Below are 26,892 nucleotides of genomic sequence, written 5' to 3' on the forward strand. Positions count from 1 at the left end.
TTTTGAAGTAACTGGTCGACATGTATCAGCGCGCAGTACCCCGCAAAGCGCGGCGTGCTGCACGTAGTGGGAATGTCGCAACGCGCAGCGCGAGGCCGACGCCACGCCTTGCCTTGGAATAGGCACCGAAGGCCAGCTTGAATTTCAGGCTGTGATTAGGGAATTCCGTGTAATGCCGTGGTGGTGCGGCTATCATTTGTTCCAGCTCTTCGAGTGAAAGCCCGAGTTTTTTGGCAATGAAGGCTTTATCCTCGACCAGTAGCTTTTCATCGTAGAGGGGCTTCTTCAATTCGGCCAGCGCATCGTCGCGGCTCATTTGGCCGGAGACTACCAGGCTCGACAGATGTGCTTTCCTTTTGTCGTAACCGAACTTGTGCGGCAGATAGTAAGCCTGGAAGAAGCGGGTCCAGCGTGATTCATAGTGCTTGCCGCCGTAATAGCGCCAGCCATAATCCTGCTCCAGGGTTTTGATAGCACTGTCTTTATCGTAAGGGATATAGTTGAGCGGACGCAGTACTTCCATTTTCAGGATCAGCGGATAGCGGAAATACAGGTCAAAGAAACTGACAACCGGGAAGTCGCCGCGCTTGCGCTGACCAAAGCGGGAGTGAATCGCTTTCAGGTGGGTTGCATCCATCGCGTCATAGCCCCAGCTTTGCGGCAGGATGCTCTCGGTGGAGAAGTTGCTGCCGTTGATCACGTATTTAATGCCGGCTTTGATCGCATAGCCATACAGGGCCGCAAAGTAGGCGTGATCTTGCGGGACGTCCTGGTTGGCGAGGTTGGAACGCAGGAAAGCCAACTGCATATCCTTCATTTCTTCCCAGTCCACAACGTGCGTCACCAGATCAAGGCCAAGTCGTTTGCAGATTTGTTCGATGTTCATCACTGCGAGTTCTGAATTCCAGCCGGCATCGACGTGCACCACGAGTGGTCGCAGTCCCCATTCCACCGCCTTGATCGCAATGTATGAACTGTCGACACCGCCGGACAGGCCGATGATGCAGTCATACTGCTTGCCCTGGCCGTAGGCCTTGACCTTTTCCAGCATGCGTTCCAGTTCGACCTTGCCCTGTTCAGGCGTAGGCCAGGCCGGGGTAATATTGTTGTCGAAGTAGTGGCAGTGGCTGCAGACGCCTTCCGAGTCAAAAGTGATCGTCGGGTCGGTCGTGTCCATGACGCAACGGGTACATACTTGATAGGCGCGTGTTTCAGGTACGAACGCCGCCTCTGTGATTGGGCTGCCGTCGATAGGGGCAAGAATGGCTTTTGAGTTCATGTCGAAATGGTCTTGAAAAGAATAGTAGGAATACGGCGACGGGCTTTTTAGGGAAGCCTGTCAGAAAGTTGTTTCCGGTCAGGGTAGTTGATCAAAACGGCACGATGCGGGCCGACGAAGACGAACAGACTGCCTGCAGCGACAGCCGATGCATGCCCCTCCGTTACCGCAGCCACGAAATCATCTATGCTGCCGGCCCCACCACATGCGATAACCGGGACCGTTACTGCATCGCTGACCTGGCGCACGAGTTTAATGTCATACCCCGACTGGGTGCCGTCGCGATCAATTGAATTGACGAGGATTTCACCGATGCCGGCCGCCTCAAGGCGTTCCAGGTGTTGTTGCAATGCTCCAGGCTGGCGGTTCTTGCCGGAGTGAGTATACAGCTCGTAGCGGCCGAGTAGTGTTTTACGTACGTCTACGCAGCCTACTATACTCTGGGCGCCGTAAATGGAGACGGCTTCCCTGATCAGGTCCAGGGAGGCGTAAGCCGCTGTATTGATGATGACTTTTTCAAAACCGAGGGAGAAAATCTTCCGGATTTCATCCATGGTGGTGATGCCGCCACCGTAACCCATGGGCATGAACGCTTCACCAGCGATATCTTCGAGCAGGGCAAAATCCGGACCCCGGCCTTCGGGAGTCGCGGTGATGTCGAGGAATACCAGTTCGTCGACTTCCTTTTCGTTAAAGATACGGACGGAATTTATCGGGTCGCCGATATATTTGGCATCCTTGAACTTAACGGTTTTGACAAGGCCTTTGCCCCTCAGCAGAAGGACGGGAATGACGCGGGTTTTATTCATGATGGTTGATATTCCACGAAGGCCTTCATTAAGGCCAGGCCATGGCGCAGTGATTTTTCCGGATGGAACTGTGTGCCAATGATGTTATCCCGTTGTACCGCACAGGTGAATTCGATGCCGTGGATTGCCGTTGCCAGCACGTCATTTTCATCCTGGCAATGCATGTAATAGGAATGCACGAAGTAGTACCTCGCATCGGCGCTCCTGTTGTCGAGCAAGGGCGAAGGTTTGCGCTGGACTATACTATTCCAGCCCATGTGAGGCACCCTCAGGCCGGGTGCTGCCGGCAAGCGGCGGCACTCCATGTCGATCCAGCCCAGGCCTTCGGTATTACCTTCCTCGCTGCGTTTTCCTAGGATCTGCGCGCCCAGGCAAATACCCAGCACCGGCTTGCGGCTTTCGAGCGCAAAGCGATCGATCGCTTCCCGCAGGCCGGATGTGTTGAGCATTTTCATGCCATGGTCGAAGTGTCCGACGCCGGGCAGCAGTAGCTTGTCCGCAGCGGCTATTTCACCCGGATCACGGGAAATTTTTACGTCACCGCCGGCCTTGCGCAGCATGTTATTGACGGAAAGCAGGTTGCCTACGCCATAGTCAACAATCACGATCATTGGGAAATCTCCTGATACAGCGACAGCATTATTTTTTGTTCCGCTTCCCAATTAAGTTCGCGCGCAGCAAGTAATGAGTTGCGCTTCATTTCATCGATCTTTTCTTTGGTAAAGCTATTGATGACATCGGCGATTGCCTGCTCATCGTAAGTCGACACGAGCAAGCCCAGTTCATGTTGTTTGACCAGTTTGGCCATTTCCGGAAGATCGGATACACATAGCGCGATCCCTGCCATCACATATTCAAAGAATTTGTTCGGGAGGGTAAAGCGTCGCTGCGGGCTGTTGTCCTGATGCACGAAGTAGCCGATATCGGCCTGGTTGGCGGATGGCACGATTTGGTTAAATGGTACTGGTGCTTCTATGGTCAGGCGATCCTGTACACCATTATCGCGCGCGATTTTCTTCAATTCCTCGATATAGAGGGGATCGCTATAGCCGCGCAGGACCAGGCGGAACTCCGGCCGCCACAATCGCATCGACTGGACCGCCAGGTGCAGGCCGCGCGATGCGTAAATTTCACCGTGATAGAGGACAGTGATCGTGTCCCCGGTCGGGCGGAATGCCTGTTCGCTGTAGAACGGAGTCGAACGAATGACGGTGGCAGGGCGTCGCAGCGACTGTTCACTATCCAGCAAGTCAGCGATGCCGCTGCATACCGTGGTGACCGCATCTGTCTTTTCAAGGTACTGGTCCTGCAATGCCGTCACATACGGACGATGCCATTTGACCCAGTAAGGATCCTGCATGTATTGACCGCGGGCATATTCATGGCAATCCATGGAGAATTTGGCACCGTGCTGTTGCACCACTTTGTACGCTGCAGGCGCTGTGAAATAGTCGTGACAGAGCACCAGGTCGGGCTTGAAGTCGGGGTGCTTGTTTTGGAAATCCGAGATGGCTTTTTTATTCCACGCATATTGCTTGACGGTGGAGTGGTAAAAGCGGGCGCCAAATCTGCGGATGGCAGAAGTCGGACCATATTTTGCAATCGACAGCCCCCCCAAATGCTGGATACGATGGACCTGGAACAGGCCCTTTGCGTGCGCAAACAGCTGGTGCACGATTTGCGCCGGCCGACTTGCACGCAATATCGGATTGCTCTGTGAGAGCTGCACATAATGCCATTCCGGCGGACATTTGGTCGGTCCCTCGTAGCCAAAAACAAAAACCCGCCAGCCTGCATCGATCAGGGCCTGGGCCTGGCGGATTACCCGGGGCTCTTTCGAGACCGGGGTGTATGAAATGATCCAGGCGGTTTTGTCTCCCTGGCTGGTGCCCTTGCGGTAGCCATGGTCGTATTGTTCAATTTGGAAAGGCATTTTTGCACTAGTAGTAGTTGTTTTTTCGGCTGGCGGCATCACGGTTTGCGGTACCGCATTACTGCCGCGTTTCCATTCACCCTGCGCCTGCATGTCTATCAGTTCGGCGGCACTTGCCCACTTCCAGAGTTCGGCGGAGTAATCGCCTTCACCTTTCATGTGATGGGTAAAAGCGACTTCAAGATTGCGCCCGATATAGCCGGGTATGGTACTCAGGCGTGTATCAAAAACCCTTTCTTCCAGCCATTGTTTCATGACCGGGCTTGCCAGCCATTTGTCTTGCGGCGCCGCAAAGCCCACTTTGTCGACGCGCCAGAGTACGCTGTGCGGAAGTTTATCCGGCAGCGCTTTGCGCAATATGGCCTTGTTCCATGCATCATCCATATACGCCCAGTCAGGCAGGTGCGTCGCAAAATCGACCAGGTCGTAGTCCAGGAATGGATAACGGCATTCAATACCGTGCGCCATGGAGTTGCGGTCGCCGCTATACAGATTGGACGGGAGTGAGGTCCGTAATAAATTCAAGGCCAGATCGAAGCGCAAGGCCCCGATGTCTTGCAGTGCCGGCAGGCCATCGCCACCATAGGCGGCGCTCATTTCAGCAGCGAAGCCGGTGGGGAATTTCCTCATTTGGGAAATGGAGAAGCTGTCCCTGATGCCAAACCTGCGCTGGGCGTTATCGTATTGCTTGGCAGTCTGTTCCAGCCTGCGATTACGCTTGTATCCAAGCAGTACCGACTGGAGCAGACCAATCGGGCCGCGACTTGCCAGTTCCGCCTGATAAGCCTGCAGATAACTGCGATAGCCGGCCAGGACTTCATCTGCACCCTGGCCATCGATGATGACCTTGTAACCAAGCTTGCGTGCTTCGCGCATCACGCACCACTCCAGGTACATCGAGGGGCCGGGAATAATGGTTTCGTGATGCCAGTGCAGGCGTCGTAAATCCCGGGATAGTTCATCCGAGGTAGGCGTGACCGTATGCCCTTTCAGTCCTGTGCTTTGCAAGACCAAATCAATGAAATGACCTTCGTCTATCGTCGGGTCATCAGGGAATCGAGCGGAAATTGCGCCCTTGATTCCACCTTCTGCAAGGTTGGCAGTCTGATCGGCCAACAATGCCACCAGGGTCGAAGAATCGAGTCCACCGGATAAGCATGCCGTCATCGGTACATCACTGCGCATGCGCATCGCTACCGACTGTTCGAGCTTTTCACGGAATTGATGAATGAGTTCCTTGCGCTCAACACTGGATAGTGCCCGGTCATATGCGGGAGTCCAATAGCGGCGTTCGCCAAGTATCCTGCCTTCTGCGGTGACCAGCATGCAATGCGCCGCAGGAAACTGCCGGATGTTTTGAAATAGCGTGTCTTGTGTACCGAAGACCAGATGCCCGTTGTTGAGGACACGGCCAAACATCGACAAATCGTAACTTGCCTTGATGTCCGGGTGTGCCAGCAATGCCTTGATCTCGGATGCGACAGCGATTTTTCCGTCGGGAAGCTTGCATATGAACAGTGGTTTTTCGCCAAAACGGTCACGCGCTATCAAGGCCTGGTTTTTACTTGCATCCCAGATCATGAAAGCGAACATGCCATTGAGGCGTTCGACCATGGATTCACCCCAATGCTCGTACGCCTGCAGCAGAACTTCTGTATCACTGCGCGTGACGAAACGACGTCCTTTGGCTTCCAGTTCAGCCCTGATCTCGACGAAGTTGTATATCTCACCGTTGAAGACGACAACCTTGTTTTTATCGCCCGACACCATAGGTTGATCGGCGATATGTCGTGTATCGATAATGGCAAGCCGGCGGAAGCCCATGCCGATGCTGCCGTTTGCATGGTTGCCCATCCACGTACCCGCACCGTCCGGGCCGCGATGCGCAAGCTGGTCGCGCATGTGCTCGAGGATGGTTTGGGGGAGAGGGGCACCGGGGCCTATAACTGCAACAAATCCGCACATAACGTTATACCCAGCCCGAAATTTTGCTCGCGATTGCGACGCGTGCGTTTCCTGAATGCCATTGGCCGTCCAGGTGTACCAGGGGCGGGTCGCTCCAGTTTGTCTGTGCCATTTGCAAGTTCAGCGGATGGTTACTTACCTGCACAATGCGCTTGACGACAGGATCACGTAAAGCAGGGAAGAGTACATAGCTACCCACTCCCACGCCGAGACGCTCCGCATTTAATATTGTCGACGGCGATGCGGATTGTCCATCTGCATTGATTTCGAATTCGAAAATAAACGCGCCCTGGTCCGTAAAGCCGAGAATGACCGGTTGCAGTCCTGGGGTGTCGTTGGTGGATAAATGAAGGCTCAGCTTCGCTCCGATATCCAGGGTTTTGGCTGACTCGCCGTTGGCGTAACTGAATTCGCGAATGAACGGGGCCTGTGGATCAGTCAAGGAAAACAGGGCCCTGATTTTATCGAACAGCTGGGGCGGAGGTGCCGCCGGATTATGGGTGCTTTTGCCACCGGCAGCTTCACTTTCGGAAAACCGGCGTTCCGACTGGGCGTTCATGTATTCCCTGTACTGCTGCAGTGTTTCAGCGACAGGGCCATCGGCGCGTATCTTTCCACCATCAAGCCAGATCACCCGGTCACAATATTCGCGTATCTGGTCCAGCGAGTGCGAGACAAGCAGGAGCGTCGTTTTGGACATGAGGTGCCGCATGCGCAGCGCACATTTCCGTACAAAATAGCCGTCACCTGCACCCAGCACCTCATCAATCGCAAGGACGTCGGGACTGATTGCCGTCGCGGCTGCAAACTCAAGGCGCGCACGCATCCCGAGGGAATATGTTTTGAGCGGATGGTGTAAAAACTCGCCCAGTTCCACGAAGTCTATGATCTCTTCTTCGGCAATTTGCGCATCGGCAGTCGATACCCCGTTATACACCAGGGCGTTGCGGATGTTTTCGAGACCGGTAAGGTCATCGTTGAAACCGTAACCGGTCTGCATCAAGGCCTGGACGTCGCCGTCTATGACCACTGTGCCGGAGGTGGCTTGTGTGTAGCCTATGATAAGGCGCAGGAGCGTCGTCTTGCCCGAGCCATTATGACCTACGATACCGACGCGTTCGCCGTGCCCGATTTCCAGGCTGATATTGTCCAGTGCGAGTTTGCTCGATACATTCCGCTTGCCGATGCCGATATAGCCGAGCATTTGCCGCAACGGGCTGGCGTACAGCGGGAAGGTCTTGCTGGCACCGTCAAGTTTGATTGCAGGGAGTGATGTTTTCGTCATTTCATTACCTTTTGCAGCCGGCCCCTGAGCCAATCTGTCGCCTCGGGGCCTCCTAAAGCGGTTCTTTCCGGATGCCACATGATGCCGAGCCAAGGTAGTACGGTGTGTTGTGCCGCCTCGATTGTGCCGTCGGCATGCTGGTACAGCCCTTTTAGCGGTGCTGCCAAAGAGCCTTGTCCGATAGCCGATGTGTGGTAACTGTTTACCAGTAATTCAACCGGTAAGCCGACATCATCTGCGATTGCATGGACGGCATGTGCACAGGCGACATGCCCGTCTACCCTGATCAGGGAACCACCTAAAAAATGCTGGAACATTTGCAAACCGCGGCAGATGCCCAGTACCGGTATTTTTGCCGTTGCGGCATGTTCAAGCAATGCGCGTTCCGTCGCATCCCGCTCCGGTGCCGTGCCTATATCATTGCCGCCGCTCAGTATGAGCAAGTCCGGGTTGATGGAGTCCAGTGTTGCAGCTGCATTGGCAGGGCGGTTAGCGATCGGATGCATGGTGACATTCGCGCCAAACCAGTTTTCCAATGCATCGCCCCACGCCTGGTCGAGGGCGTCCCGACGTTCATTCCTGTCTGGATAAAGGTCGACGCGTTGGCTGATGGCTATGCGCATGTAATACCTTCCTGCTGCCAGCGTTTCTTTTGGCAGTCCAGATCAATAAATGTGCCGTCGCGCAAACATCCCAAGGCCTGTTCACCGATGCCGATGACGGCAGGAATTGAGAATTCGGACGCGCGAATCGCCATATGCGAATTGGGACCGCCGAATGCGGTAATCAAGCCGCTGATGCCCAGCGCAAACAGGTAATCAAATCCGGGATCTGCATTTGCGATTGCGACCACGCAGTTTTCCACATGGCTACGCTTGACTACTTCACCCGGGAAGATCAAGCGCAGCGGAGCCCTGACCTGGCGCACGGTAATAAACGTTGGATTGCTCGCGGGGATCGCGAATGACTCGATCTCGGACAATTCGGTAATCACAGGCGGCAGTAACATCATGCCGGCGAGTCGATGTTGCTGGTGCCGGCGTTCGGTCAATTCGATGAGGAAGGCGCGGCTGTCAGCCTTGCCCCACGTTAGAACTGATTCTTCCAGCCATACATGGAGCGGCATGCTTTCCAGGCGATCAGGAGCGATGCCCAATGCCAGGCCTTCAACCGCAAGCTTATCCAGTACCGCAGACAGCAGTCGGGTAAAGACAAACTTTGCGTACTCGCGCCCGACAGTGGCGGTGCGTACAAAATCGAGCAGGGTATCGGCGTTGAGTCCGATATCCAAATCCTTTAATGCGGAATTCAGCGCGGTGCTTTCCTCACTGGTCCAGGCGAAAGGAAGGGCTGGAGCGGAATGTGCCGACGCAATGATCGGATCAAGATACTCTTCAGGGCGATCACGATAAGCCGGGGTCGAAATATCATAAGTGCCGGGGCGCAAATGACCGAATTTTTCTATCAGCGCCTGTTTGCTCAGGTCCCCTGAACGAACGCTTAGCGCTGAATCGGTAAGCATTTTTCCGATTCCCGGTATGCTTTCCATCAATGCAGCACAACGACTCTCCTGCAAAATACCGATCCTGGTGGCGGAGCGCAGCAGGGCTGCGGCGACAAAACCGGCACGCGCCAAATGGGCGAACGTCAACGTGCCTTCTTCGGCGCAAATATGAAGCGTATGTCGCAACCAGTCGGATAGCGGTGCGAATGGACGTACCAGTTCAGGGCAGCGCACTTCCAGTGCTTTGGCTGCGGTGAGATCCGTTGCTGCGCGTGTAACGATATTACTGGTCACCTTGCGCAAGCTCGACTCAAGTTGTTTTGCTTCGGACTCCGAGCATACATGCGCTGCTTGATAACGCTGTTGCCATTCAGCGAAATTGAAATCCAGGCAGGTTGGGATCAATTCAAATTCGAGCTTGTCGTGCAGCGATTTGTCGGCTTTTAATTTGTTGATCGCATATTCGCTCATCCGTTGCGCAAGCTCTTCGCTGACACTGGCGGGGATGAAGGAGTTGACGCTGGAACGGACATCTACAAAAGCCTGGCCTGCAAAGCTGCGGATGAGTGGCCAAGCCCGCAGATCGCGATAACCGACTTCATGTCGCTGAACCGCCCATATCCTGTCGGTAATGATATGGCGATACAAGTCCAGTGCCAGAGGTCCGGGTGTCCGACCGAGGATTTCTGCCGGATTCCAGTCCGCCATGACACTCCAGGCAGTCTCCCGGCCGGCCTGGCCGGGTGGCGGAGAGGACAGCGCATGCAAGGCGGCATGCATGGATTGCAGGCAGTCCTGGATTTCACCATCATGGCTGCGATCCTGATAGGCATCATCGATCATCAGCGGACGGACTTGCAGGGTGTACACCTGACCGCTTGCATCGACCGCAAATTCTATATCGAGGGCATCGTGGCAGACGTATTCCTCTATCTCGTCCGCGACGGTCAGCAATTGGCGGGTCAGGGCTGGCAGGCGTGCCAGCGTGTCCGCCCCGGCCTGACGGTAGACATACTGCGTAATGCTGTCGCGGCTGTAGCCTGCGGTAATGGCGGCAGTGTCCGAACCTTCGGTGTAATTGAACACCCGGTAAGGCGCACCGGTTTCGAGGACGCGCGTAAAGATCACTCCGCTGGCACGTACTTCGTCGAGCTGTGGTTGCACCAGTACTTCGTCAAGCGGGTCTTCACCGGAGTATGACGCGAATACGAGATCTATTGCACTTCCGAGCGAGCTGGTCGTTACATTCAATTCCGAGTGGTAGCGGCCTGCATTTGCATTTGCAAATCCGTCTTCGTCCGTTGCACTCGATCGCACTATCAAAAAGCGTTCTTGGGCAAAGCGCTCAGCGAGCCTGGCCAGGATTTCGTCGCGCCGGTTGGTGTAGTCCATGCGCGTGAAGTATTCAAGCGCGAGAATTTTGGAGTGCGTAACGCGATTCTGCAAACGGGCCAGCGTTGCCGCCTTGCTGCCGAGAACAAACTGGGCAACGGATTTTCCATGTTCGGCATGTGCCCACAAACCGCCGGCTGCAACGCCGTTCAGGCGGATGTGCGGATGCGTGAGTTGCAATCTTTCGACAAGTGCGGAAAGGTGTGCCTGTTTCGCCGACGCTGCGATGTCGATAGTCGCTGAACGGAATGCTTGCGTTTGGGATGCCGGAACCCGGATCAGGCCGACAAATTCGTGGGAGCCATCGTCGAGGGTAATGCTTTCCGGTTGTTTGCCGGCCTTGAGCGGCGGTTTGCTATCGACAGCGATCGAGCAGATATCCGAAGCTCCTGCCGCCAGGGCTTGCACCAGTGCCGGGCGCAGCAGGATATCCGAATACGCGATGTACAGATCGCGCCGACCTTCTTCCAGGTCTTCAAGTGCGTCGAGTGCAAGTGCAAGCGATGCCAGGCTGCCGGTGCTTTCCCAGTCACGGTTAAAGTGATAGGCAAGTCCCGGGAAATGCTGCATTACTTGTGCAATGTCATAACCACCGACAAAACTGACTTCAGGCGACAGTTGGGAAAAGGCATCAAGCTGCCAGTCCAATACGCGTCGTTCAAGCGTCACTCTTTGCAATCCGAGTGGCAAGCCGTCGCCGCGTGAGCGGCCCGCACCGAGGATGATGAGATGGGGCTTCATAGGAAAGATTCTTGCATTGTTTTGAGCCTGAGCCGTGGATGCATCCATAAGTAGGCAGGCCTGAGCGGGCTTGCCTGGACTCGGGTAGTGAGCTTTCGCAAATCAGCGTTGCTATCATTTTCCAGTACCTGGACCAATAGTTTCGCGCGGTAATGCGGGTCTATTGAAAATAGCAGTGCCTTGTAGGCTTGTTCTTCCACTTTTGGCGACAGGAACGGTTTCAGCGATGGCAGCTTGGGCAATTCAAATTCCTGTTGCGCGATGACGGCGCCATCATCTATGCCCGAACCCATGTAGAAGCAGCTGACGCCGATGCGTTGACGCAGGAGCGCAGACCATAGCAAGCAATCCGAACCACGCATTTCCGGCACGATGCCGGGGTGGATATGGAGGATGCGAATTTTAGGATTTGCCAGTAATGAAGCCGGCACAATGCCGCCATTGGTATAGAGGAAAGCGGTGTCCGCGGCTTCCAGCATGCGCCGTTGTAACAAGGGATCACTGAAGTCAGTAGCGCTGAAATACTCAAGCTTATCGGCGAGCGCCGCAGGATGCCATTCATTGTAAAACTCGACCGCCTCCAACTGCGCCTCTGTTTGCAGTTGCGCGGAAAATATCGCAGCTTTACTGTCCGTGGCCTGTGACGGGCTGTTGCGTTGGCCCAGCATGCGATCGGCGCGACGCCAGCCGAGGAATTTCCGCGCGAGTTTCAGGCCGGTTGAAGCTGGTCCGAAATTGACCAGCCACAGGTTCTTGGGACGCAATCCCGCCGTGTGCAAATAGGCGAGGTAGGTGCGCGTTGTACTACACGCACAATCACCGATGATGGTCAGGTTAATGGTTTTCATCTGCATGCTGTCACGTCAACCTGCAGAAGCAGCAGACATCCAACTCGGATGCGAAGGCCGGACGGGGCGTATGCAGGCTGCCGTCCAGGGCTTTCAATACGGTATTCAGGTGTCGCGGATCTTTTGCCAGGTCGAACGCTGTCAGGAAGGCTGCCAGTAGCGCGCCGGCTTCTTCTGCGCTGGCATGTCCAGCGGCTTCGACCGCTTTCATATCCGGCAATGAATACTGCCTGAACAGTGTGCCGGCGATTTCCAGTTTGCGCGCCAGTGCGTCCAAGCGGCGGATACTGACTTCATCCAGGTTTTCTGATGTGTTGAGCTTGGCGGCGAACGCGCGAATGTCGCAGATCGCACTATTGTCAATTGGTGCAGGCGCCTGTATTCGCGCCGCAATTTCCCGTGGCGAAGGGACAGGAGCAAGCCGGCATAAGGAATCCAGTTTGCCTTCCTTGGCCAGGGTTTCGTAGTTATGCAGGTCTTCCAGCGTATCCACTTCCAGCCAGCCACCGTCGATCAAGGCCGGCCGGACGTTCCATCCGGCATCAATGAGCTGCTGGATGAAGCTCGTCATGTACATCTTTGGGAAGGGCTGTCCATCGAAGACTGCGTTGCGATCCAGGCTGTCGTAGAAAGCCATCAGGCGGGCGTGGCATGCGGCCGGGAATTTCACCAGGCCGATATACTGGGCTTCGACTTCATCCAGGCTTTTGGGGCGGCGCCCCAGTTCCGCCACAGAACCGTCGTGACGCAGGCGAAATGTTTCAACATCGGAAGCATAATCCTCCATTCGCGCACTCCAAAGCGCCTGCCATTTTTTGTCGGCAGTGACGGCGATTTCGCCTTCCGTGCGCAGCAGTGTTTCCAGTACCCCCGCTTCATAGACGATATCGCCATAAGCCATGATGATGTCTGCTTTACCGTCGAACAAATGACGGGCGCTCATCAGGGATTCAACCATATTGGTCGAGTCATATTGCGGATTGAGGGCGAGCGGAAGGCCCAAGGGCGCAAGGCGCTCGGAAAGGTAGCCGCCTACCAGTGAAATTTCTTCAACTCCGCCATTACGCAAGACGGATACCTGTCGCATGAGTAAGGGCAAGCCGGCAAGCGCGACCATGCCTTTCGGGCGGTCCTTGGTCAGTGGCATGAGGCGGCTTCCGAAGCCGGCCGCGAGAATGATTGCGCGCACCATGGTGTCAGTTCTGTGTGAGGATATTTTTAATGGCCGTTGCGGCAAGGGCGCCGCAATGACCGGGTTTGCCGTGCAGGAATGAAGCGATTGCGGCATCCGGAGTGGCAGCACGGCCAAGCGCAGATCGCACGGCTGTCACGATCGCATCTACATCGGCGGGGACGACGGGCCCGAGGAGAGCGCGGCAAGCAATTTCTACCGGCTCCAGGTCGAACACTTGCCATTCAGGATTGGCAATTTTTAAACCAACATTGACAGATACCACCGGTCGGCGGTGCAAGGCGGCAAATTCGAAGCTAATGCCGGAGTAATCGCCGACCAGGATATCTGCATCAAAAATGGCATCGTCGCCGGCAAAAGGCGACTCAATATGTATGCCTGCCTGTTCCTGCGCGAGTGTTTGCAGCACTTCAAGTACCGGCGCCTTATCCAAAAAGAACAGCGGATGAGGGCGGACGACGACGTCGCATCCTTGTGCAACCAGGGCCTTGGCCAGGGCGACGCCGCAATTGTCGAGCAGATTGTCGGCCCCCCAGCTCGGAGCAATGAGCACGAGCGGACGTTCGCTGGTACGCGTGGCGCGTAAATCCAGTACTTGTTGCAATACATCCAGCTTGCCATAGCCGATTGCATATGACGGTTTCGGTGTTGCCCGGTTTTGCCCCGTGATGGCGGCATATTCTGCTGCATGCTGCGGACCGGCTTCGAACAGCATGTCATATCCATCAAACGCGCCAGCCGGGTAGATCATGTGCAGGCTGGCAAGCGAATGTGGCATATGGATGAAATATCCAGCGCGGGTGGGGAAGATATTGCGATCCAGCCCGCTGGAGGCCGTCACCGCAATTCGACTATTGATTTTTGCCGCATTGGCGAAAGATATCCCGTCATGCGTGCGTATCCCTTGTTCTGCGTAAGGCGCGAGCAAGCGCTGTGTATGCGCATCTGCATCGGCACAAATCGCGACTTCCACCCGCAGGCCGGACGCATGGCAAGCCAGCGCCGTTGTCCTGGTCCAGACTTCGTCTATCGGGGACGAACTCAGGAACAGGACATCGGGTTTCGAGCGATTAAACAGGTGACGCAGCATTAAGCTCGGTCTCAGTCAACCAGCTTGAATACCAGGGTGGAACGGCGGCGATCGCGCGCCGGCCAGGAGAATTCGCGATTGTTTTGCAAAGCGCGAACGCCTTTCTTTTCATAGATGCGATGCACCATGCGCCAGTGAGGCAGAAGGTCGTTGTCGTATACATAGAGGCCGGGATCGGTTTCATCCGAACGGTGGTGCAAGGCGAAACCATGCTTGAGGAATTCCTCAATGATGGATTCCGGTTGGCGCAGGATGAAATAACTGAATTCATCCAGTTGCGTCCTCAACATCACGCCGAGGGTAGGAATGACCGAGTGGTTGATCATGACGTAACCGCCCGGAGTAAGGCTGCGGCGGATCTGCGCGGCGAAACCACTCAGGTCCTTGGCGAACATAAGGCAGGCACGCGCAAACACAATGTCGAAACGCTGGTTGGTCACAGCAGGAAGATCATGCTCGTTCAGGTTGTATTCGAATACTTCAAAACCATGCTTCTGGCGTGCGTAGTCAATGGTCTTTTTATTGATTTCGGTGAGCGTAATTTGTGCACCCAACTTCTCAATCTGTTTAATGAAGTGACCATTGCCGCCGGAGATATCCAGCAGACGCTTGCCGCCAACCTCAAAATTCGCAGGGCGCAAGTAGTCGTCAATAAACTCCTGACCTTCACGTTCCGACCAGTTGATGTGGATGTCTTCGACGAAATAGTCATACATTTTTTCTTCGTCGAGGCTTGCACCCTTTTTCAGATCCGCATAAGGAAGCATCGCGAGGGGATAGCTATCCCTTTGTTCGCTGATGGCTGTTCCACAGTCACGGCAGCAATGCCAGTAACGTTTATAGGTAGTCAACGTAATGAAATTGGTCTTGCTGCAAGTCGGGCAGTTAGGTGTGTTCATGATTTATCCTTATTTGTTACGGCGAAATAGATATAAGTGTCGTGTGCCCTTATCCGTGTCCCATTTGTCTTCCACTGAGAACATGTCGGAGAAGGTATTGATTGCGTCATAAAATTGCGCATTGCCTACATCTGCGGCATGCGTTTCAAATATCAGCAGTCCGCCGGGTGCCAGATAGCTGGCACAGCGTTCGAAATGCTCGCGCAAAGGTACGCGATAGTTTTCATCATCGGTCCAGTGGGTGGCAAATGAAAAGACCACAGTGAAATCAGCTTGTCCTGCGAAATCCTGAATGCGTGTGGCCGACAGTTTGACGCGATCGGAAACGCGCAAATAATCTGAACATTGGTCACCGATTTCGATCATATAGGGATTGATATCGATACCCTCCGCATAACAACCGGTGCGGTAGGACGTGTAAAGGGCCACAAAGCCGCAATTACAACCGATATCGAGTACGCGATCCTCGGATTTGATCAGTTTCGCCAGGCGGTAGGTATCAAATCGTTCTTCGGTTGATCGTTCTCCGTAGACACCAAGAATTCCGAGTGCCTGATAAGGCTGTCCATAAAAATAGTAGTAGTCGCCATATTCCGAACGTTGACGCTGCAGAATGGACTGGATTCTGCGATGCAGTGCCGGCAGGCCATGTACGAACCAGTCTGACTCCTCATGCGTGACATGATGGTTCATGAAACGAACACAGGAGCGGGACAACCATATCAGCCGGTATCCCATGTCATTGAGCCATGCTCCCAGTGCTGCGCAAAAAATCCGATAACGGGTGCGCTCAAGGATGAGCTTGTATGCTTTTTGTTTTAAATTGAACATTATTGGCTAGGTTCGGAGAGTAGGGTAAATCGATAAATAGGGGAGGGATGACCACCATTCGGTGCAATTTCGACAGAAAAAGATTTATACAATGCGTCCAGCCGCGTTGCAGTTTCATTGGTCGTCCCGATGCTTGCACCCGTATCCATTACGGTCAGGGTGATATGGTATGCACCGCTTGCAAGTCCCAGTGTTTCAAGATTGAGCGAAATCGCATGCTGCTCGTCTTTTGCGAGTTCGATAAAGTCGGTTTCGTTTTCGACTACCGCAACGCGTTTGCCGTAAACGCTCCAGAATGTGAATAGATAGCCCAAGCGGAACTGGCCGGATTTACAGGCCTTGACGTGCAGTCGTATCGATAGGGGATCTTCAGCCGATAGCTGGATCTTTGAACTTGGCTTTTCATTCAGCCATACCCCTGTAATTTCCACATCGCCGCGCCCGGGCCAACGCGTAATTGTCTGGCCGCTATCGGGAAGAGTCCGATTGCCCAGCCCCGCTGCCATCTGTTGAATCGAAACCGTCTTGTCATCCAGATCGTCGGTCTGCCAGCTCAGTTGTTCGAGGAAGCCCTCGTAACGCTTGGTGACTTCGACCGCGGTGTCATCCAGGACCACTTCGCCTTTTTCAATCCAGACAGCACGTTCGCAATAGCGATTGATCTGTTCCAGCGAATGGGATACCAGCACGAGGGTGGTGCCTTGTGCGCACAGTTGTTCCATCCTCCGCGCAATTTTTTCCGACCAGTAAATATCGCCGGCACCCAATACTTCATCAATGATGACTATATCCGCCATGCGTGCGGTAGCCACTGCGAACTCGGCGCGTACGCGCATGCCCAGTGACAGGTTTTTGACCGGCTGCGTAAAGTACTCACCCAGTTCGGTAAAGGTGCGAATATCTTCTATCCTTGCTTCCATTTCCTCTTCGGTAATGGGCAGGTAGGACAGATACTGGCGCGCATTCTCAAGCGTGGATTGCTCAAGGGTGAAACCGACCGAACCTGGTAGCAGGCAATAAATTTCACCGTTGACATGCATGCTGCCACGGGTAGGGGGGAAGTCAGCGGATAAGAGTTTGAGTAGCGTGGATTTGCCGGCGCCATTCCGGCCTACGATGCCTATCCGTTCACCACGGCGTACGGTCAAATTAACGCCGGAAAGCGCATGGACGCCATCCTGCAAATGCTTTTCATCAAGGCGACCATGTCGTATCAGTGCGCCGAGATAGCGTACGGCCTGCCACGGATGCGTGAAGACAGGGTAGGTCTTTGCTACGTCGCAAATTTCGATTGCGATGTCTTGGCTCACAGCAGATCCATCATTGCGATGCGGGCGCGGCGGAAAACCCATATGCCACCAAAAAACATGGCCAGTGAAATTGTGATGCCAAGGACAATTTCAACCATTGGGGGTAGTGTATTGAGCAAGATCAGGTGCTGGTTCGCCGATACATAGTAGTACAGCGGGTTAATGTAAAGAACCGGCTTGATCTGCGGCGGAATCATGTCCGGCGTATAGGCAATCGGTGTGACTACCAGTAAAGCAATGACAATATATTGAATCAGGAAACCGATGTCGCGCATGACCAGTCCGAGCAGTGACAACAGGCATCCGAGGCCGATTGAAAATGCCAGCTGGAAGAGGGCAACGACTGGCAGTAACAGCAAATGCCAGCTAGGCGATGAAAAGATTACATCGCCGGCGATGACGAAGCAGGTTGCCGGTAACAGCACGATATACGAAACGATGACAGCTTTCGCCGGGATGAACTCGGCGGGGAAGCTGCTGAACATGAGCTTGCGCTCCTTGCTCAGGGCACCGGTTGCTGCGGTCAATGCTTGCGAAAAAGCGAGGAACAAGACCAGCCCTGAAAATACATTCAGGATGTACTCAGATCGTGAGAGACCCGGAACGCGTACTTCGAATACGACTGCATAGATGAACGCATACAAGGTAAGCAGCAAGAACGGACCCAGCAGGATCCAGGACAGTCCCAGTACCGTGCCGGCGTGCTGGCTCTGGATTTCGACTTTTACAGCACGCCACAACAAGCTGCGGCGTGCGATGAAGTTGCTCATGAGATTCACTGCAAAGCACCCTTCAAGGTATTTACGATCAATGCAATATCAGTTTCCTGCAAGTCTGGGCTCATCGGCAAACTCATGACACGTTTTGCCGCCTGTTCGCTATTGGGCGTATCCATCGAGCGGCTGATGTTTTCGTAGGCGGGCTGGCGGTTAAGCGGCAGCGGATAGTGTATGGCGGTAGGAATGCCGGCCGCTTCGAGAGTTGCTCGCACTGTTTCCCTTTGATCGACCATGATGGTGTATTGCGCCCATATGCAATCACGATCAGGGCGAACGCCGAGCAACTCGATGGGAATCCCGGCTTGTGTGAGGTGCTGGCGATAGGATGCACCCAGCGCAAGGCGCTGTTCGATTTCCCAATCGAAGCGATCCAGTTTGGCGAGCACGATTGCACATTGCAGCGTGTCCATGCGACCACCGACACCGATACGGGTATGGCGATAACGTGCCGACTGTCCGTGTACCCGGATTTCCCGCATCGCTTGCGCCAGGTTCTCGTCGCTGGTGAAGATGGCACCGCCATCGCCATAGCAGCCGAGTGGCTTGCTCGGGAAGAAGCTGGTGCAGCCGATCGTGGACAGGTTGCAGCTTTTGCCTTTGCCTTGCTTGCCGGTATAGGTGGCGCCAAAGCTTTGTGCTGCATCTTCAATGACTGTCAAACCATGTTTGGCTGCAATCGCATTGATGGCATCCATGTCGCACACCTGGCCGTACAGGCTGACCGGCATGATCGCGCGGGTCTTTGGTGTAATGGCCGCCTCGATCTTGCCCGGGTCGATCAGGCAGGTATCTGCTTCGATGTCGACAAAGACCGGTGTGGCACCAATGATGGCGATCATTTCAGCAGTGGCGGCAAAAGTGAACGGTGTCGTAATGACTTCGTCTCCCGGGCCTATGCCCAGCGCCATCATGCTGATCAGCAATGCTTCGGTTCCGCTGGATACGGTGATGCAGTATTTCGCACCGGTATATGCAGCCAGGCGTTCTTCGAGTTCCTTGACTTCGGGACCCATGATGTACTGTCCGTGCTCAAGCACTTGGTTGATGCGACGCTGGATTTCGGGCTGCAGGGCGCGATATTGCGTTTTCAGGTCTATGAAAGGAATCGTCATCCTTTTACTTTCTCTAGTGTTTTACCGTTCAGGGTGTAGACAGAACCATCATGTGGGCAGGTGTAGCTACCTTCGCCCTCAAGTGGCAGCGCGATCTGGTCGCCATATTCACTCATCCAGCCGATTTGCCGGGCGGGTACACCAACCATCAAAGCGTAGGCCGGTACATTCTTGTTGACGACGGCGCCCGCGCCAACAAAGCCGAACTCACCGATCGTGACGCCGCAAACGATGGTGCTGTTTGCGCCCAGGGTTGCACCTCGCTTGACCAGGGTGTCGCGATACTCGCTTTTGCGTTCGATCAGGGAACGCGGGTTGTATACATTGGTAAACACCATGCTGGGCCCGCAAAAAACACCTTCTTCGAGGGTCACATTGTCATACACGCTGACATTGTTCTGGATTTTGCAGGAGTCACCGATTACGGTCTTGTTGCCGACGAAAACATTTTGTCCGAGCGACACGCCTTTACCAATTCGGGCGCCGCCACAGACGTGGACAAAATGCCATACGCGGCTGCCATCGCCGATTTGTGCTCCCTCATCGACAATGGCGCTTGGATGAATGGTCACCGCCATGCTTAATACTCCAGTGGCAGGGACACTGTCTTGCCGTCACGCGCTGCGAGGTAGGCACCGATCAGCAGTTCCAGCGATTTGAGGCCTTCGCGTCCATCGGTTTCCGGCTCAGCCTTGCCACGTAATACTTCAATTACATTGTTGTAGTAGAGCGGGTGGCCAAAGCCGTACACCGATGTGGTCTGGTAGTTGGCATCTTTAATCTGGGCATCGTAGTCTTGTACATCTGCGAACTGCCACAGTTGAATATCGTTTACAGCAACGCCGCCAACACGCACAGTGCCTTTTTCGCCGAGGATGGTAATGCTGCCTTCCAGATTTTGCGGATAGGTGAGCATGGTCACGCTCATGGATCCCAGGGCGCCATTACGCCATTTGACGTTCAGGACGCCGGTATCTTCAACTTCGATGTCGCGGGTCGTGCTCATCATCGCCTGGATTTTTTCTACCGGGCCGATCAGCCAATCCAGCAAATCAACATAATGGCTGGCCTGATTCATGAAAGCGCCGCCGTCGAACTCCCAGGTACCACGCCATTTTGCGGCGTCATAGTATTCCTGTGGGCGAGTCCAGAAGACGTTGATGTTGACCATGTGTATGCGGCCAAAACGCTTTTGTTCAACCGCGCGTTTAAGGAGTTGCAGTGTGGAATTGCGGCGGTTCTGCTTTACAACGAAGAGGCGCACGCCTGCATCGTCGCAAGCCTTGACCATGCGCAAGCCGTCTTCCCAACGTGTCGCCATCGGTTTTTCAGTCATGACATGACGTCCCGATTTTGCGATCTCGACCGCTTGATCCGGGTGCAAGCCACTTGGAGTGGTCAGGATGACGACGTCAGCCGTAGTCGTTTTCAGCATTTCGGTGAGGCTGGGATGGCCTTTGGCACCGGTCAGTTCTACCGCGTTCTTGAGTGCATCGCTGTTGACATCGCATACATCGACGATTTCAATGTTCGCTGCATGCTGTTTCATCGCATTGAAATGATTGGCCGCGATGCGGCCGCAGCCGACGAGTGCCATGCGGATCTTGCGATCGGTGATGGTAGGGTAATTTCTCATCGTGCTCTCCTTAGAACCTGAAAACTGTGAAGCCGGCTGCTGCGCTGGCATGTCGGTCAAATAATGCTTTGAGATCGCCGAGTACCGGTTTGTCACCACGACAGAGGCTGCGCAATTCAGTGACGTTTTCGCGTCGGAATTCATTGTGGCCCACTGCAACAATCAAGGAATCGACCGGATGTTCGGCGTCGATGGTGCCAAGGCGAATGCCGTATTCGTGGAATACTTCTTCGGCATCGGCCCACGGATCGCTCACGACCACATTGACACCCCAGCTTTGGAGCTCTTGTACGAGATCGGCAATTTTGCTGTTGCGGATGTCGGGGCAGTTTTCCTTGAAGGTAATTCCCTGGACGCCGACGGTGCTGCGTGCGACGTCGATGCCGTTTTTCAGCATGAGCCGGATAGTGCTGCGCGCTGCGTAGCGAGCCATGTTGTCGTTGATGCGACGTCCGGCAAGAATGACTTGCGGGTGGTAACCGACTTCCTCAGCCTTGTGCGTGAGGTAATACGGATCAACGCCGATACAGTGGCCGCCGACCATGCCGGGACGGAATGGCAGGAAATTCCATTTGCTGCCGGCAGCTTCCAGCACTTCGATAGTGTCTATGTCCAGGCGTTCGAAGATGACGGAGAGTTCGTTGACCAATGCGATGTTGAGGTCGCGCTGTGTGTTCTCGATTACCTTGGCTGCTTCCGCGACTTTGAGGCTGGTAGCCGGGAATGTTCCTGCGGTGATAATGCTTGAATAGAGGGCGTCGACTTCCTTGGCTATTTCCGGTGTCGAACCGCTGGTGATCTTGCGGATTTTGGTCAGGGTATTGACCTTGTCGCCCGGGTTGATGCGTTCCGGGCTATAGCCGCAGAAGAAATCACGATTGAATTTGAGTCCCGAAGTCTGTTCCAGTACCGGTACGCATACTTCTTCCGTACAGCCTGGATAAACCGTCGATTCGTAAATCACCAGTGCGCCGGCTTTCATCGCTTTACCTACGGTTTCGCTTGCTTTGATCAGCGGCGTCAGGTCAGGGCGATTGGCCTTGTCAATTGGGGTAGGGACGGTAACGATAAAAATGTCACACTCGCCAAGTGCCTCCAATTTATTGCTGTAGGTAAGTTGCTTGGCCGTAATGAGTTCGTCAGGAGTGACTTCGAGTGTGCTGTCCTTGCCGGAACGCAATTCGAGGATCCGGGCCTCATTGATATCGAATCCCAAAACCGGTCTGGTTTTGCCGAACTCCACTGCCAGTGGCAGGCCGACGTATCCTAAGCCAATAATGGCTATTTTTTTATCCCTTAAGGTCACAGTTATTCCCAGCTGTAAAGTCAATGATTGGTTAGACCCAAACTACCGTATGCCGCTACTTTGTCCACTGCATCAATTTCGCTGATCGAATCAGAGCGCCGCACGGAAGCCATGCGGGACAGGTTTGCTCTCAGGCATTCAGAAAAACAGACGTTCAGGTGTTTGGCAGTCATTTCAATGAGGGCACGGATTAAAGCATTCGGGTCGTGAATGTCTTTATTGAGTGCGCATTGAACTGTTGCAGGGTGAACAAAATTGCGAAAACCAGAGATGATACCACTGTCAACATGGCAAAAGACGCGGGTGCAATGCGCCAGCCTCGCAATGAGGGCGGCGTAAGGATTTTGCTTCGGTAGGGGGAGAATTTTGATTGATTCTTTAATTATTTTTGTAGCAGATCAAACACGCTACCGCCGTGCCGTTTTACGATCGGCAAGCGCAGGCAGCATGGCAAACAGCACTCTCAAAATGCAGGCCATGGGAGCCGGGCTAATTTTGACACAGCGGAAAAACTTTGAAAACCCTTTTGTAAAACGGCAAGAAGGGCTTAATTGACTTTTCGCAAGCTTGTGGTAGAGGCGCGCAGCGTCACTGATTTACTTAGCAATTCAATCAGTACCATGGCGCGATGCTCGCCATCCGCCATCTGGTAAACGCCCTCGAGTCCTGCAAAAGCACCCTCCGTCAGGCGTACCCGTTCGCCTGCTGTATATAGGCGTTTTGGTTCGACTTGCTGGATAGTCTCTTGCGCTTGCAGCAAATAAATCAGGTTTTCTGCGACTTTGGCCGGCTCCTTGCCAAAGCTTACCAGGCGGCTGACACCGATCGTGGAGCGAATCGGCGCCCAGCTCTTGGCCGAATCGCCTTGGCCAAGCCGAATAAACAGGTAACGGGGAAATAATGCCTCATCAGTAACTTCCAGCATGCCTTGTCGCAACCTTTCGGCTCGCAATGTCGGCAAATAGCACTGATAACCTTGCTGTTCAAGGTTTTGCAAGGCACGGTTTTCTTGTCTTGGTTTTGTATGGATAAGATACCAGTCCATCTTTATCCCTACCTCTCGCTCTATGTTTTAATTCTTGGAATGTAGCCGTATTATAAATTTTTTATAGGCGGGAACACCATCTTATGTGGATACTATACGTCGTCCGGAAATCAGAACGATGCTTTAATTGGTGAATATTACAATGAGGGCTTGCAAAATAAATGTATAAATATGCAAGTTTTAATTTGTCGATTCAAAATGACGTATGACAACGGCGCATGACCGACCGATAATATGTCCCCTTATGCAACGGCACTAATATATAGAACGAGAGTGGAAACTCATTTCACTCCGGACAGATTTTACAAATTCCAGTGTTGATTTAATGTTAATATTTTTGCCTCCCGCCATTCCTTCAATCTGCTTGCACAAGCAAGCGGTTCACAAAGCAGCTATGTTTCAAGTATCTGGTAAGCAGCGATCATGATTCTTGTAACAGGCGGCGCGGGCTTTATAGGCTCCAATTTCGTGCTGGATTGGTTGGCACAAGGCAATGTCGCAGTTTTAAACGTCGATAAGCTGACCTATGCCGGCAATCTCGGCAACCTGGCTACACTCAAAGACGATACCCGCCACACATTCGTGCTCGCCGATATTTGCGACCATGAAAAGATGCGGGCTTTGCTGGATACATACAAACCGACCGCCATCGTGCATTTCGCTGCTGAAAGCCATGTCGATCGTTCCATCCAGGGACCGGCGGAATTCATACGCACGAATATCAACGGCACATTCAGCCTGTTGGAGGCTGCGCGCGCTTATTGGTCGGGCTTGGAAGCCGGCGACCAGCAGCAATTCCGTTTCCTGCATGTATCTACCGACGAGGCGTATGGTTCGCTTGAGGCGGGTGATGCGCCATTTTCCGAAACGACCGCCTATGCGCCCAACAGTCCTTATTCCGCCTCCAAGGCAGCATCGGATCATCTGGTACGTGCCTATTTCCATACCTACGGCTTGCCGACACTGACTACCAACTGTTCCAACAACTACGGTCCGAATCATTTTCCGGAAAAATTAATTCCACTAATGATTGCGTATGCACTGGCGGGCAAGGATTTGCCGATTTACGGTGACGGCCGGCAAATACGCGATTGGCTCTACGTCGGTGATCATTGCGCAGCACTGCGCCTGGTTTTGGCAGACGGCGTGCCTGGCGAAACATATAACATTGGCGCGCAAAACCAAAAAACCAATCTCGATGTGGTTGTCACCTTATGCGACATATTGGATGAATTAAAACCACTCGCTCCCGGCAAAAGTTATCGGCAGCAAATAGTGCACGTGGCAGACCGCCCGGGACATGATCGTCGTTACGCAATTGATACCGGCAAGATTGAACGTGAACTTGGCTGGCGGCCGGTCGAGGCCTTTGACACTGGCATCAGGAAAACGGTGCAGTGGTATCTGGATACCCAGACATGAAGACCAAGGACATGTGCCCGGGCCAGGACAGAGTGCTTGCGCCTGAATTGCATAGGACTACGGTCAGATTTGTGATGGTGCCTTGATGGTCTTATCCATGGATCAAACCAGCCGCAAAGGGATTATCCTCGCCGGAGGTTCCGGTGCACGCTTGTACCCGGCGACCGTGGCGATATCAAAACAGCTGTTGCCGGTCTACGATAAGCCGATGATTTATTACCCGCTGACGACCCTGATGCTGGCCGGTATCCGTGACATCCTGCTGATTTCCACTCCACAGGACACACCACGCTTCCAGCAGCTGTTAAAGGATGGCAGCCAATGGGGTATTAATTTGTCGTACGCGGTGCAGCCTTCGCCTGACGGACTGGCGCAGGCTTTCATCATCGGTCGTCATTTCATCGGGAATGATCCTTCAGCCTTGATTTTGGGTGATAACCTTTACTACGGCCATGCCTTTGACCAGCAACTCATGCAGGCATCTGCGCGCATCCATGGCGCAACGGTATTTGCTTATCACGTACAGGATCCGGAGCGTTATGGTGTGGTCGAGTTTGATGACAAGCATCAAGCGGTCAGCATCGAAGAAAAACCCTTGCTGCCAAAATCAAACTATGCGGTGACCGGCCTGTATTTCTACGACAATCAGGTATGCGATATTGCTGCATCGATACAGCCATCAGGACGTGGCGAACTCGAAATTACAGATGTAAATCGTGCCTATCTGGCGCGAGGTGAACTGAACGTCGAACTGATGGGCCGCGGCATGGCCTGGCTGGATACCGGGACACATGAATCCTTGCTGGAAGCCGGGCAATTCATTGCCACGATTGAACATCGGCAGGGATTGAAAATCGCATGTCCGGAGGAAATTGCCTTCCGCAAAGGTTATATAGATGCGGGCCAAATGGAAAAATTGGCCGAGCCCTTGAAACAAACCGCTTATGGCAAATATTTGTTGCGCATCCTTGACGATAAAGTCTTGTGAATATGAAGCTAATTCAAACAGAAATCCCGGATGTCTTATTGCTTGAACCGAATGTCTTGGGCGATGACAGGGGATTTTTTTTCGAAAGTTTTAACGAAAGACGTTTTGCCGAAGTCACAGGTAAAACAGTCAAATTTGTTCAAGACAACCATTCCAAGTCATTGCGCGGTGTACTGCGCGGTTTGCATTACCAGATACAGCAGCCGCAGGGCAAACTGGTGCGAGTGGTATCTGGTGAAGTCTTTGACGTCGCAGTAGACATGCGCAAAAGCTCCCCCACCTTCGGCCAGTGGACAGGTGCCGTCCTTTCCGCCGAAAACCAACGCCAGATGTGGATACCTGAGGGCTTCGCGCACGGCTTTGTCGTCACCAGCGATACCGCGGAATTCCTGTACAAGACCACAGATTACTGGGCACCTGAGCATGAACGCTGCATCGCGTGGGATGATCCTGCGATAGGTATCGACTGGCCTGTAATCGGCGCACCAATTTTGTCTGCCAAGGATCAACAGGGCATACGCCTGGCGGATGCCGAGGTGTTTGCTTGAAGATCCTGCTGACAGGGCGCAACGGCCAAGTCGGTTACGAGCTGGAGCGCACGCTGCAGGGTTTGGGGCAGGTAGTCGCGCTGGATCGTGCACAAATGGATTTGTCCGACCTGGATCAGGTACGCAGTGTCATACGCGAAGTAAAACCACAGTTGATCGTCAATCCTGCCGCTTATACCGCAGTGGATTTGGCAGAGGGTGAGGTGGAACTGGCGATGTGTATCAATGCGCAAGCGCCGGAAGTCATGGCGCAGGAAGCGAAGAAACTGGGCGCCGGCATGATCCATTATTCGACTGATTATGTGTTCGACGGTGATCAGGCCGGCAGCTATACGGAAGACGATGTGCCGGATCCGCAAAGTGTATACGGCCGTAGCAAACTGGCAGGAGAACAGGCGATACAGGCGGCTGGTATCCCGCACCTGATTTTGCGCACCAGCTGGGTCTATGGCGCGCGCGGCAAGAATTTCCTGTTGACGGTGCGTCGCCTGGCACAAGAACGCGACGAGTTGCGCATAGTGGCAGATCAGTTTGGCGCGCCAACCTGGTGCCGCACGATAGCGGAAGCGACAGCGCATGCACTGATACAAATGCAACGGTATTCGGGCACGCAAAAGGATGCCGAACTGGATCAGGATGTCTGGTTGAGCCGTGGCGGCCTGTACCACCTGAGCGCGCAGGGGCGCACCAGTTGGCATGGTTTGACACAAGCTATCCTGTCGCATCCATCGGTGCCTAAAAAGCCGCGGCTTACCGCAATTTCAACGCAAGACTATCCATTGCCGGCCCGGCGTCCGGCCAATTCAAGCTTGTCCTGTGAGCGTTTTATGCAGACATTTTGTGGTTTGCCTGGGTGGGATGAGGCATTGAAGCTATGCCAGGACGGGATGTAGGAGCGGATAAGCGGATGTAATAAAAAAGCTGCCGGAAGATCGCATTGAGTTGCGATGTTCCGGCAGCTTTGTTTTATAACTTGAG

At 53.9% G+C, this 26,892-nt stretch carries 24 protein-coding genes; 5 read left to right on the forward strand and 19 right to left on the reverse strand.

Annotated features, from left to right (window positions below):
* Window positions 1-25: 25 nt before the first annotated feature.
* From ACFQPC_RS02600 to ACFQPC_RS02685, 18 genes are all read right to left on the reverse strand, one after another.
* Window positions 26-1,279, reverse strand: a complete 1,254-nt coding sequence (locus tag ACFQPC_RS02600; protein ID WP_382270083.1) for an N-acetyl sugar amidotransferase — start codon at window positions 1,277-1,279, stop codon at window positions 26-28.
* Window positions 1,280-1,326: 47 nt separating this feature from the next.
* The gene (locus tag ACFQPC_RS02605; protein WP_382270084.1) at window positions 1,327-2,088 is read right to left on the reverse strand and encodes an AglZ/HisF2 family acetamidino modification protein; all 762 of its coding nucleotides are present in this window, start codon (window positions 2,086-2,088) and stop codon (window positions 1,327-1,329) included.
* Entirely contained in the window at window positions 2,085-2,699 is a 615-nt protein-coding gene (gene hisH / locus ACFQPC_RS02610; protein ID WP_382270085.1) for an imidazole glycerol phosphate synthase subunit HisH, read from the reverse strand. The genes ACFQPC_RS02605 and hisH overlap by 4 nt, the downstream gene beginning before the upstream one ends.
* A complete protein-coding gene (gene asnB / locus ACFQPC_RS02615) occupies window positions 2,696-5,986 on the reverse strand; it encodes an asparagine synthase (glutamine-hydrolyzing) (protein WP_382270086.1) in 3,291 nt (1,096 codons plus the stop codon). Before asnB ends, hisH begins: the two co-directional genes overlap by 4 nt.
* Before the next feature lie 4 nt (window positions 5,987-5,990).
* Window positions 5,991-7,271: an ABC transporter ATP-binding protein gene (locus tag ACFQPC_RS02620; RefSeq protein WP_382270087.1), complete on the reverse strand. Its 1,281-nt coding sequence runs from the start codon at window positions 7,269-7,271 to the stop codon at window positions 5,991-5,993.
* Entirely contained in the window at window positions 7,268-7,894 is a 627-nt protein-coding gene (locus ACFQPC_RS02625) for a gamma-glutamyl-gamma-aminobutyrate hydrolase family protein (protein ID WP_382270088.1), read from the reverse strand. Before ACFQPC_RS02625 ends, ACFQPC_RS02620 begins: the two co-directional genes overlap by 4 nt.
* A complete protein-coding gene (locus tag ACFQPC_RS02630) occupies window positions 7,885-10,908 on the reverse strand; it encodes a PEP/pyruvate-binding domain-containing protein (protein ID WP_382270089.1) in 3,024 nt (1,007 codons plus the stop codon). The genes ACFQPC_RS02625 and ACFQPC_RS02630 overlap by 10 nt, the downstream gene beginning before the upstream one ends.
* Window positions 10,905-11,756 carry a formyltransferase family protein gene (locus ACFQPC_RS02635; RefSeq protein WP_382270090.1) on the reverse strand — a complete coding sequence of 284 codons (852 nt, stop codon included), beginning with the start codon at window positions 11,754-11,756 and terminating at the stop codon, window positions 10,905-10,907. Before ACFQPC_RS02635 ends, ACFQPC_RS02630 begins: the two co-directional genes overlap by 4 nt.
* A gap of 10 nt (window positions 11,757-11,766) precedes the next feature.
* Window positions 11,767-13,044 (reverse strand): phosphocholine cytidylyltransferase family protein, encoded by a 1,278-nt coding sequence (locus ACFQPC_RS02640; RefSeq protein ID WP_382270091.1) that lies wholly within the window; start codon window positions 13,042-13,044, stop codon window positions 11,767-11,769.
* Complete coding sequence (locus ACFQPC_RS02645) at window positions 12,953-14,038, reverse strand: hypothetical protein (RefSeq protein WP_382270092.1); 1,086 nt, start codon at window positions 14,036-14,038, stop codon at window positions 12,953-12,955. The genes ACFQPC_RS02640 and ACFQPC_RS02645 overlap by 92 nt, the downstream gene beginning before the upstream one ends.
* Window positions 14,039-14,049: 11 nt before the next feature.
* Window positions 14,050-14,937, reverse strand: a complete 888-nt coding sequence (locus ACFQPC_RS02650) for a class I SAM-dependent methyltransferase (protein ID WP_382270093.1) — start codon at window positions 14,935-14,937, stop codon at window positions 14,050-14,052.
* A gap of 9 nt (window positions 14,938-14,946) precedes the next feature.
* The gene (locus ACFQPC_RS02655) at window positions 14,947-15,630 is read right to left on the reverse strand and encodes a class I SAM-dependent methyltransferase (protein WP_382270094.1); all 684 of its coding nucleotides are present in this window, start codon (window positions 15,628-15,630) and stop codon (window positions 14,947-14,949) included.
* Window positions 15,631-15,767: 137 nt separating this feature from the next.
* Entirely contained in the window at window positions 15,768-17,078 is a 1,311-nt protein-coding gene (locus ACFQPC_RS02660; protein ID WP_382270095.1) for an ABC transporter ATP-binding protein, read from the reverse strand.
* Window positions 17,075-17,848, reverse strand: a complete 774-nt coding sequence (locus tag ACFQPC_RS02665) for an ABC transporter permease (protein WP_382270096.1) — start codon at window positions 17,846-17,848, stop codon at window positions 17,075-17,077. The genes ACFQPC_RS02660 and ACFQPC_RS02665 overlap by 4 nt, the downstream gene beginning before the upstream one ends.
* Before the next feature lie 5 nt (window positions 17,849-17,853).
* Window positions 17,854-18,963, reverse strand: coding sequence for a DegT/DnrJ/EryC1/StrS family aminotransferase (locus ACFQPC_RS02670; protein WP_382271855.1), 1,110 nt, complete (start codon window positions 18,961-18,963; stop codon window positions 17,854-17,856).
* 2 nt (window positions 18,964-18,965) lie between these two features.
* A complete protein-coding gene (wbpD, locus tag ACFQPC_RS02675; protein WP_382270097.1) occupies window positions 18,966-19,547 on the reverse strand; it encodes a UDP-2-acetamido-3-amino-2,3-dideoxy-D-glucuronate N-acetyltransferase in 582 nt (193 codons plus the stop codon).
* A gap of 2 nt (window positions 19,548-19,549) precedes the next feature.
* Window positions 19,550-20,605, reverse strand: coding sequence for a Gfo/Idh/MocA family protein (locus ACFQPC_RS02680; RefSeq protein ID WP_382270098.1), 1,056 nt, complete (start codon window positions 20,603-20,605; stop codon window positions 19,550-19,552).
* 10 nt (window positions 20,606-20,615) lie between these two features.
* Complete coding sequence (locus ACFQPC_RS02685) at window positions 20,616-21,911, reverse strand: nucleotide sugar dehydrogenase (protein WP_382270099.1); 1,296 nt, start codon at window positions 21,909-21,911, stop codon at window positions 20,616-20,618.
* Between the two features lie 366 nt (window positions 21,912-22,277).
* On the opposite strand from ACFQPC_RS02685, the gene ACFQPC_RS02690 reads away from it, so the two are divergent.
* Window positions 22,278-22,466 (forward strand): hypothetical protein, encoded by a 189-nt coding sequence (locus ACFQPC_RS02690; RefSeq protein ID WP_382270100.1) that lies wholly within the window; start codon window positions 22,278-22,280, stop codon window positions 22,464-22,466.
* Here ACFQPC_RS02690 and rfaH read toward each other — a convergent pair.
* On the reverse strand, window positions 22,459-22,956 hold the full coding sequence (gene rfaH, locus ACFQPC_RS02695; RefSeq protein WP_382270101.1) for a transcription/translation regulatory transformer protein RfaH: 498 nt from the start codon (window positions 22,954-22,956) through the stop codon (window positions 22,459-22,461). The two genes, ACFQPC_RS02690 and rfaH, sit on opposite strands and share 8 nt — an antisense overlap.
* Window positions 22,957-23,379: 423 nt before the next feature.
* Here rfaH and rfbB point away from each other — a divergent pair, with 423 nt between their 5' ends.
* From rfbB to rfbD, 4 genes are all read left to right on the forward strand, one after another.
* Window positions 23,380-24,378, forward strand: coding sequence for a dTDP-glucose 4,6-dehydratase (gene rfbB / locus ACFQPC_RS02700; RefSeq protein ID WP_382270102.1), 999 nt, complete (start codon window positions 23,380-23,382; stop codon window positions 24,376-24,378).
* Window positions 24,379-24,475: 97 nt separating this feature from the next.
* Window positions 24,476-25,366 carry a glucose-1-phosphate thymidylyltransferase RfbA gene (gene rfbA, locus ACFQPC_RS02705; RefSeq protein WP_382270103.1) on the forward strand — a complete coding sequence of 297 codons (891 nt, stop codon included), beginning with the start codon at window positions 24,476-24,478 and terminating at the stop codon, window positions 25,364-25,366.
* Window positions 25,367-25,368: 2 nt separating this feature from the next.
* Window positions 25,369-25,914: a dTDP-4-dehydrorhamnose 3,5-epimerase gene (gene rfbC, locus ACFQPC_RS02710; RefSeq protein WP_382270104.1), complete on the forward strand. Its 546-nt coding sequence runs from the start codon at window positions 25,369-25,371 to the stop codon at window positions 25,912-25,914.
* On the forward strand, window positions 25,911-26,807 hold the full coding sequence (rfbD, locus tag ACFQPC_RS02715; protein WP_382270105.1) for a dTDP-4-dehydrorhamnose reductase: 897 nt from the start codon (window positions 25,911-25,913) through the stop codon (window positions 26,805-26,807). Before rfbC ends, rfbD begins: the two co-directional genes overlap by 4 nt.
* Window positions 26,808-26,892 lie beyond the last annotated feature (85 nt).

It is taken from the genome of Herminiimonas glaciei (assembly GCF_042664955.1).
GTDB lineage: Bacteria > Pseudomonadota > Gammaproteobacteria > Burkholderiales > Burkholderiaceae_D > Oxalicibacterium > Oxalicibacterium glaciei.

What these genes read in the sequence shown, in the direction of transcription:
- ACFQPC_RS02665 (WP_382270096.1), bottom strand. Translation starts at nt 17,848, where the DNA reads ATGAGCAACTTCATCGCACGCCGCAGCTTGTTGTGGCGTGCTGTAAAA.
- ACFQPC_RS02640 (WP_382270091.1), bottom strand. Translation starts at nt 13,044, where the DNA reads ATGCCGCAATCGCTTCATTCCTGCACGGCAAACCCGGTCATTGCGGCG.
- rfbC (WP_382270104.1), top strand. Translation starts at nt 25,369, where the DNA reads ATGAAGCTAATTCAAACAGAAATCCCGGATGTCTTATTGCTTGAACCG.
- ACFQPC_RS02605 (WP_382270084.1), bottom strand. Translation starts at nt 2,088, where the DNA reads ATGAATAAAACCCGCGTCATTCCCGTCCTTCTGCTGAGGGGCAAAGGC.
- rfbA (WP_382270103.1), top strand. Translation starts at nt 24,476, where the DNA reads ATGGATCAAACCAGCCGCAAAGGGATTATCCTCGCCGGAGGTTCCGGT.
- rfbB (WP_382270102.1), top strand. Translation starts at nt 23,380, where the DNA reads ATGATTCTTGTAACAGGCGGCGCGGGCTTTATAGGCTCCAATTTCGTG.
- ACFQPC_RS02600 (WP_382270083.1), bottom strand. Translation starts at nt 1,279, where the DNA reads ATGAACTCAAAAGCCATTCTTGCCCCTATCGACGGCAGCCCAATCACA.
- ACFQPC_RS02625 (WP_382270088.1), bottom strand. Translation starts at nt 7,894, where the DNA reads ATGCGCATAGCCATCAGCCAACGCGTCGACCTTTATCCAGACAGGAAT.
- rfaH (WP_382270101.1), bottom strand. Translation starts at nt 22,956, where the DNA reads ATGGACTGGTATCTTATCCATACAAAACCAAGACAAGAAAACCGTGCC.
- hisH (WP_382270085.1), bottom strand. Translation starts at nt 2,699, where the DNA reads ATGATCGTGATTGTTGACTATGGCGTAGGCAACCTGCTTTCCGTCAAT.
- ACFQPC_RS02650 (WP_382270093.1), bottom strand. Translation starts at nt 14,937, where the DNA reads ATGAACACACCTAACTGCCCGACTTGCAGCAAGACCAATTTCATTACG.
- ACFQPC_RS02655 (WP_382270094.1), bottom strand. Translation starts at nt 15,630, where the DNA reads ATGAACCATCATGTCACGCATGAGGAGTCAGACTGGTTCGTACATGGC.
- ACFQPC_RS02645 (WP_382270092.1), bottom strand. Translation starts at nt 14,038, where the DNA reads ATGCTGCGTCACCTGTTTAATCGCTCGAAACCCGATGTCCTGTTCCTG.
- ACFQPC_RS02620 (WP_382270087.1), bottom strand. Translation starts at nt 7,271, where the DNA reads ATGACGAAAACATCACTCCCTGCAATCAAACTTGACGGTGCCAGCAAG.
- ACFQPC_RS02635 (WP_382270090.1), bottom strand. Translation starts at nt 11,756, where the DNA reads ATGAAAACCATTAACCTGACCATCATCGGTGATTGTGCGTGTAGTACA.
- ACFQPC_RS02630 (WP_382270089.1), bottom strand. Translation starts at nt 10,908, where the DNA reads ATGAAGCCCCATCTCATCATCCTCGGTGCGGGCCGCTCACGCGGCGAC.
- ACFQPC_RS02680 (WP_382270098.1), bottom strand. Translation starts at nt 20,605, where the DNA reads ATGAGAAATTACCCTACCATCACCGATCGCAAGATCCGCATGGCACTC.
- asnB (WP_382270086.1), bottom strand. Translation starts at nt 5,986, where the DNA reads ATGTGCGGATTTGTTGCAGTTATAGGCCCCGGTGCCCCTCTCCCCCAA.
- wbpD (WP_382270097.1), bottom strand. Translation starts at nt 19,547, where the DNA reads ATGGCGGTGACCATTCATCCAAGCGCCATTGTCGATGAGGGAGCACAA.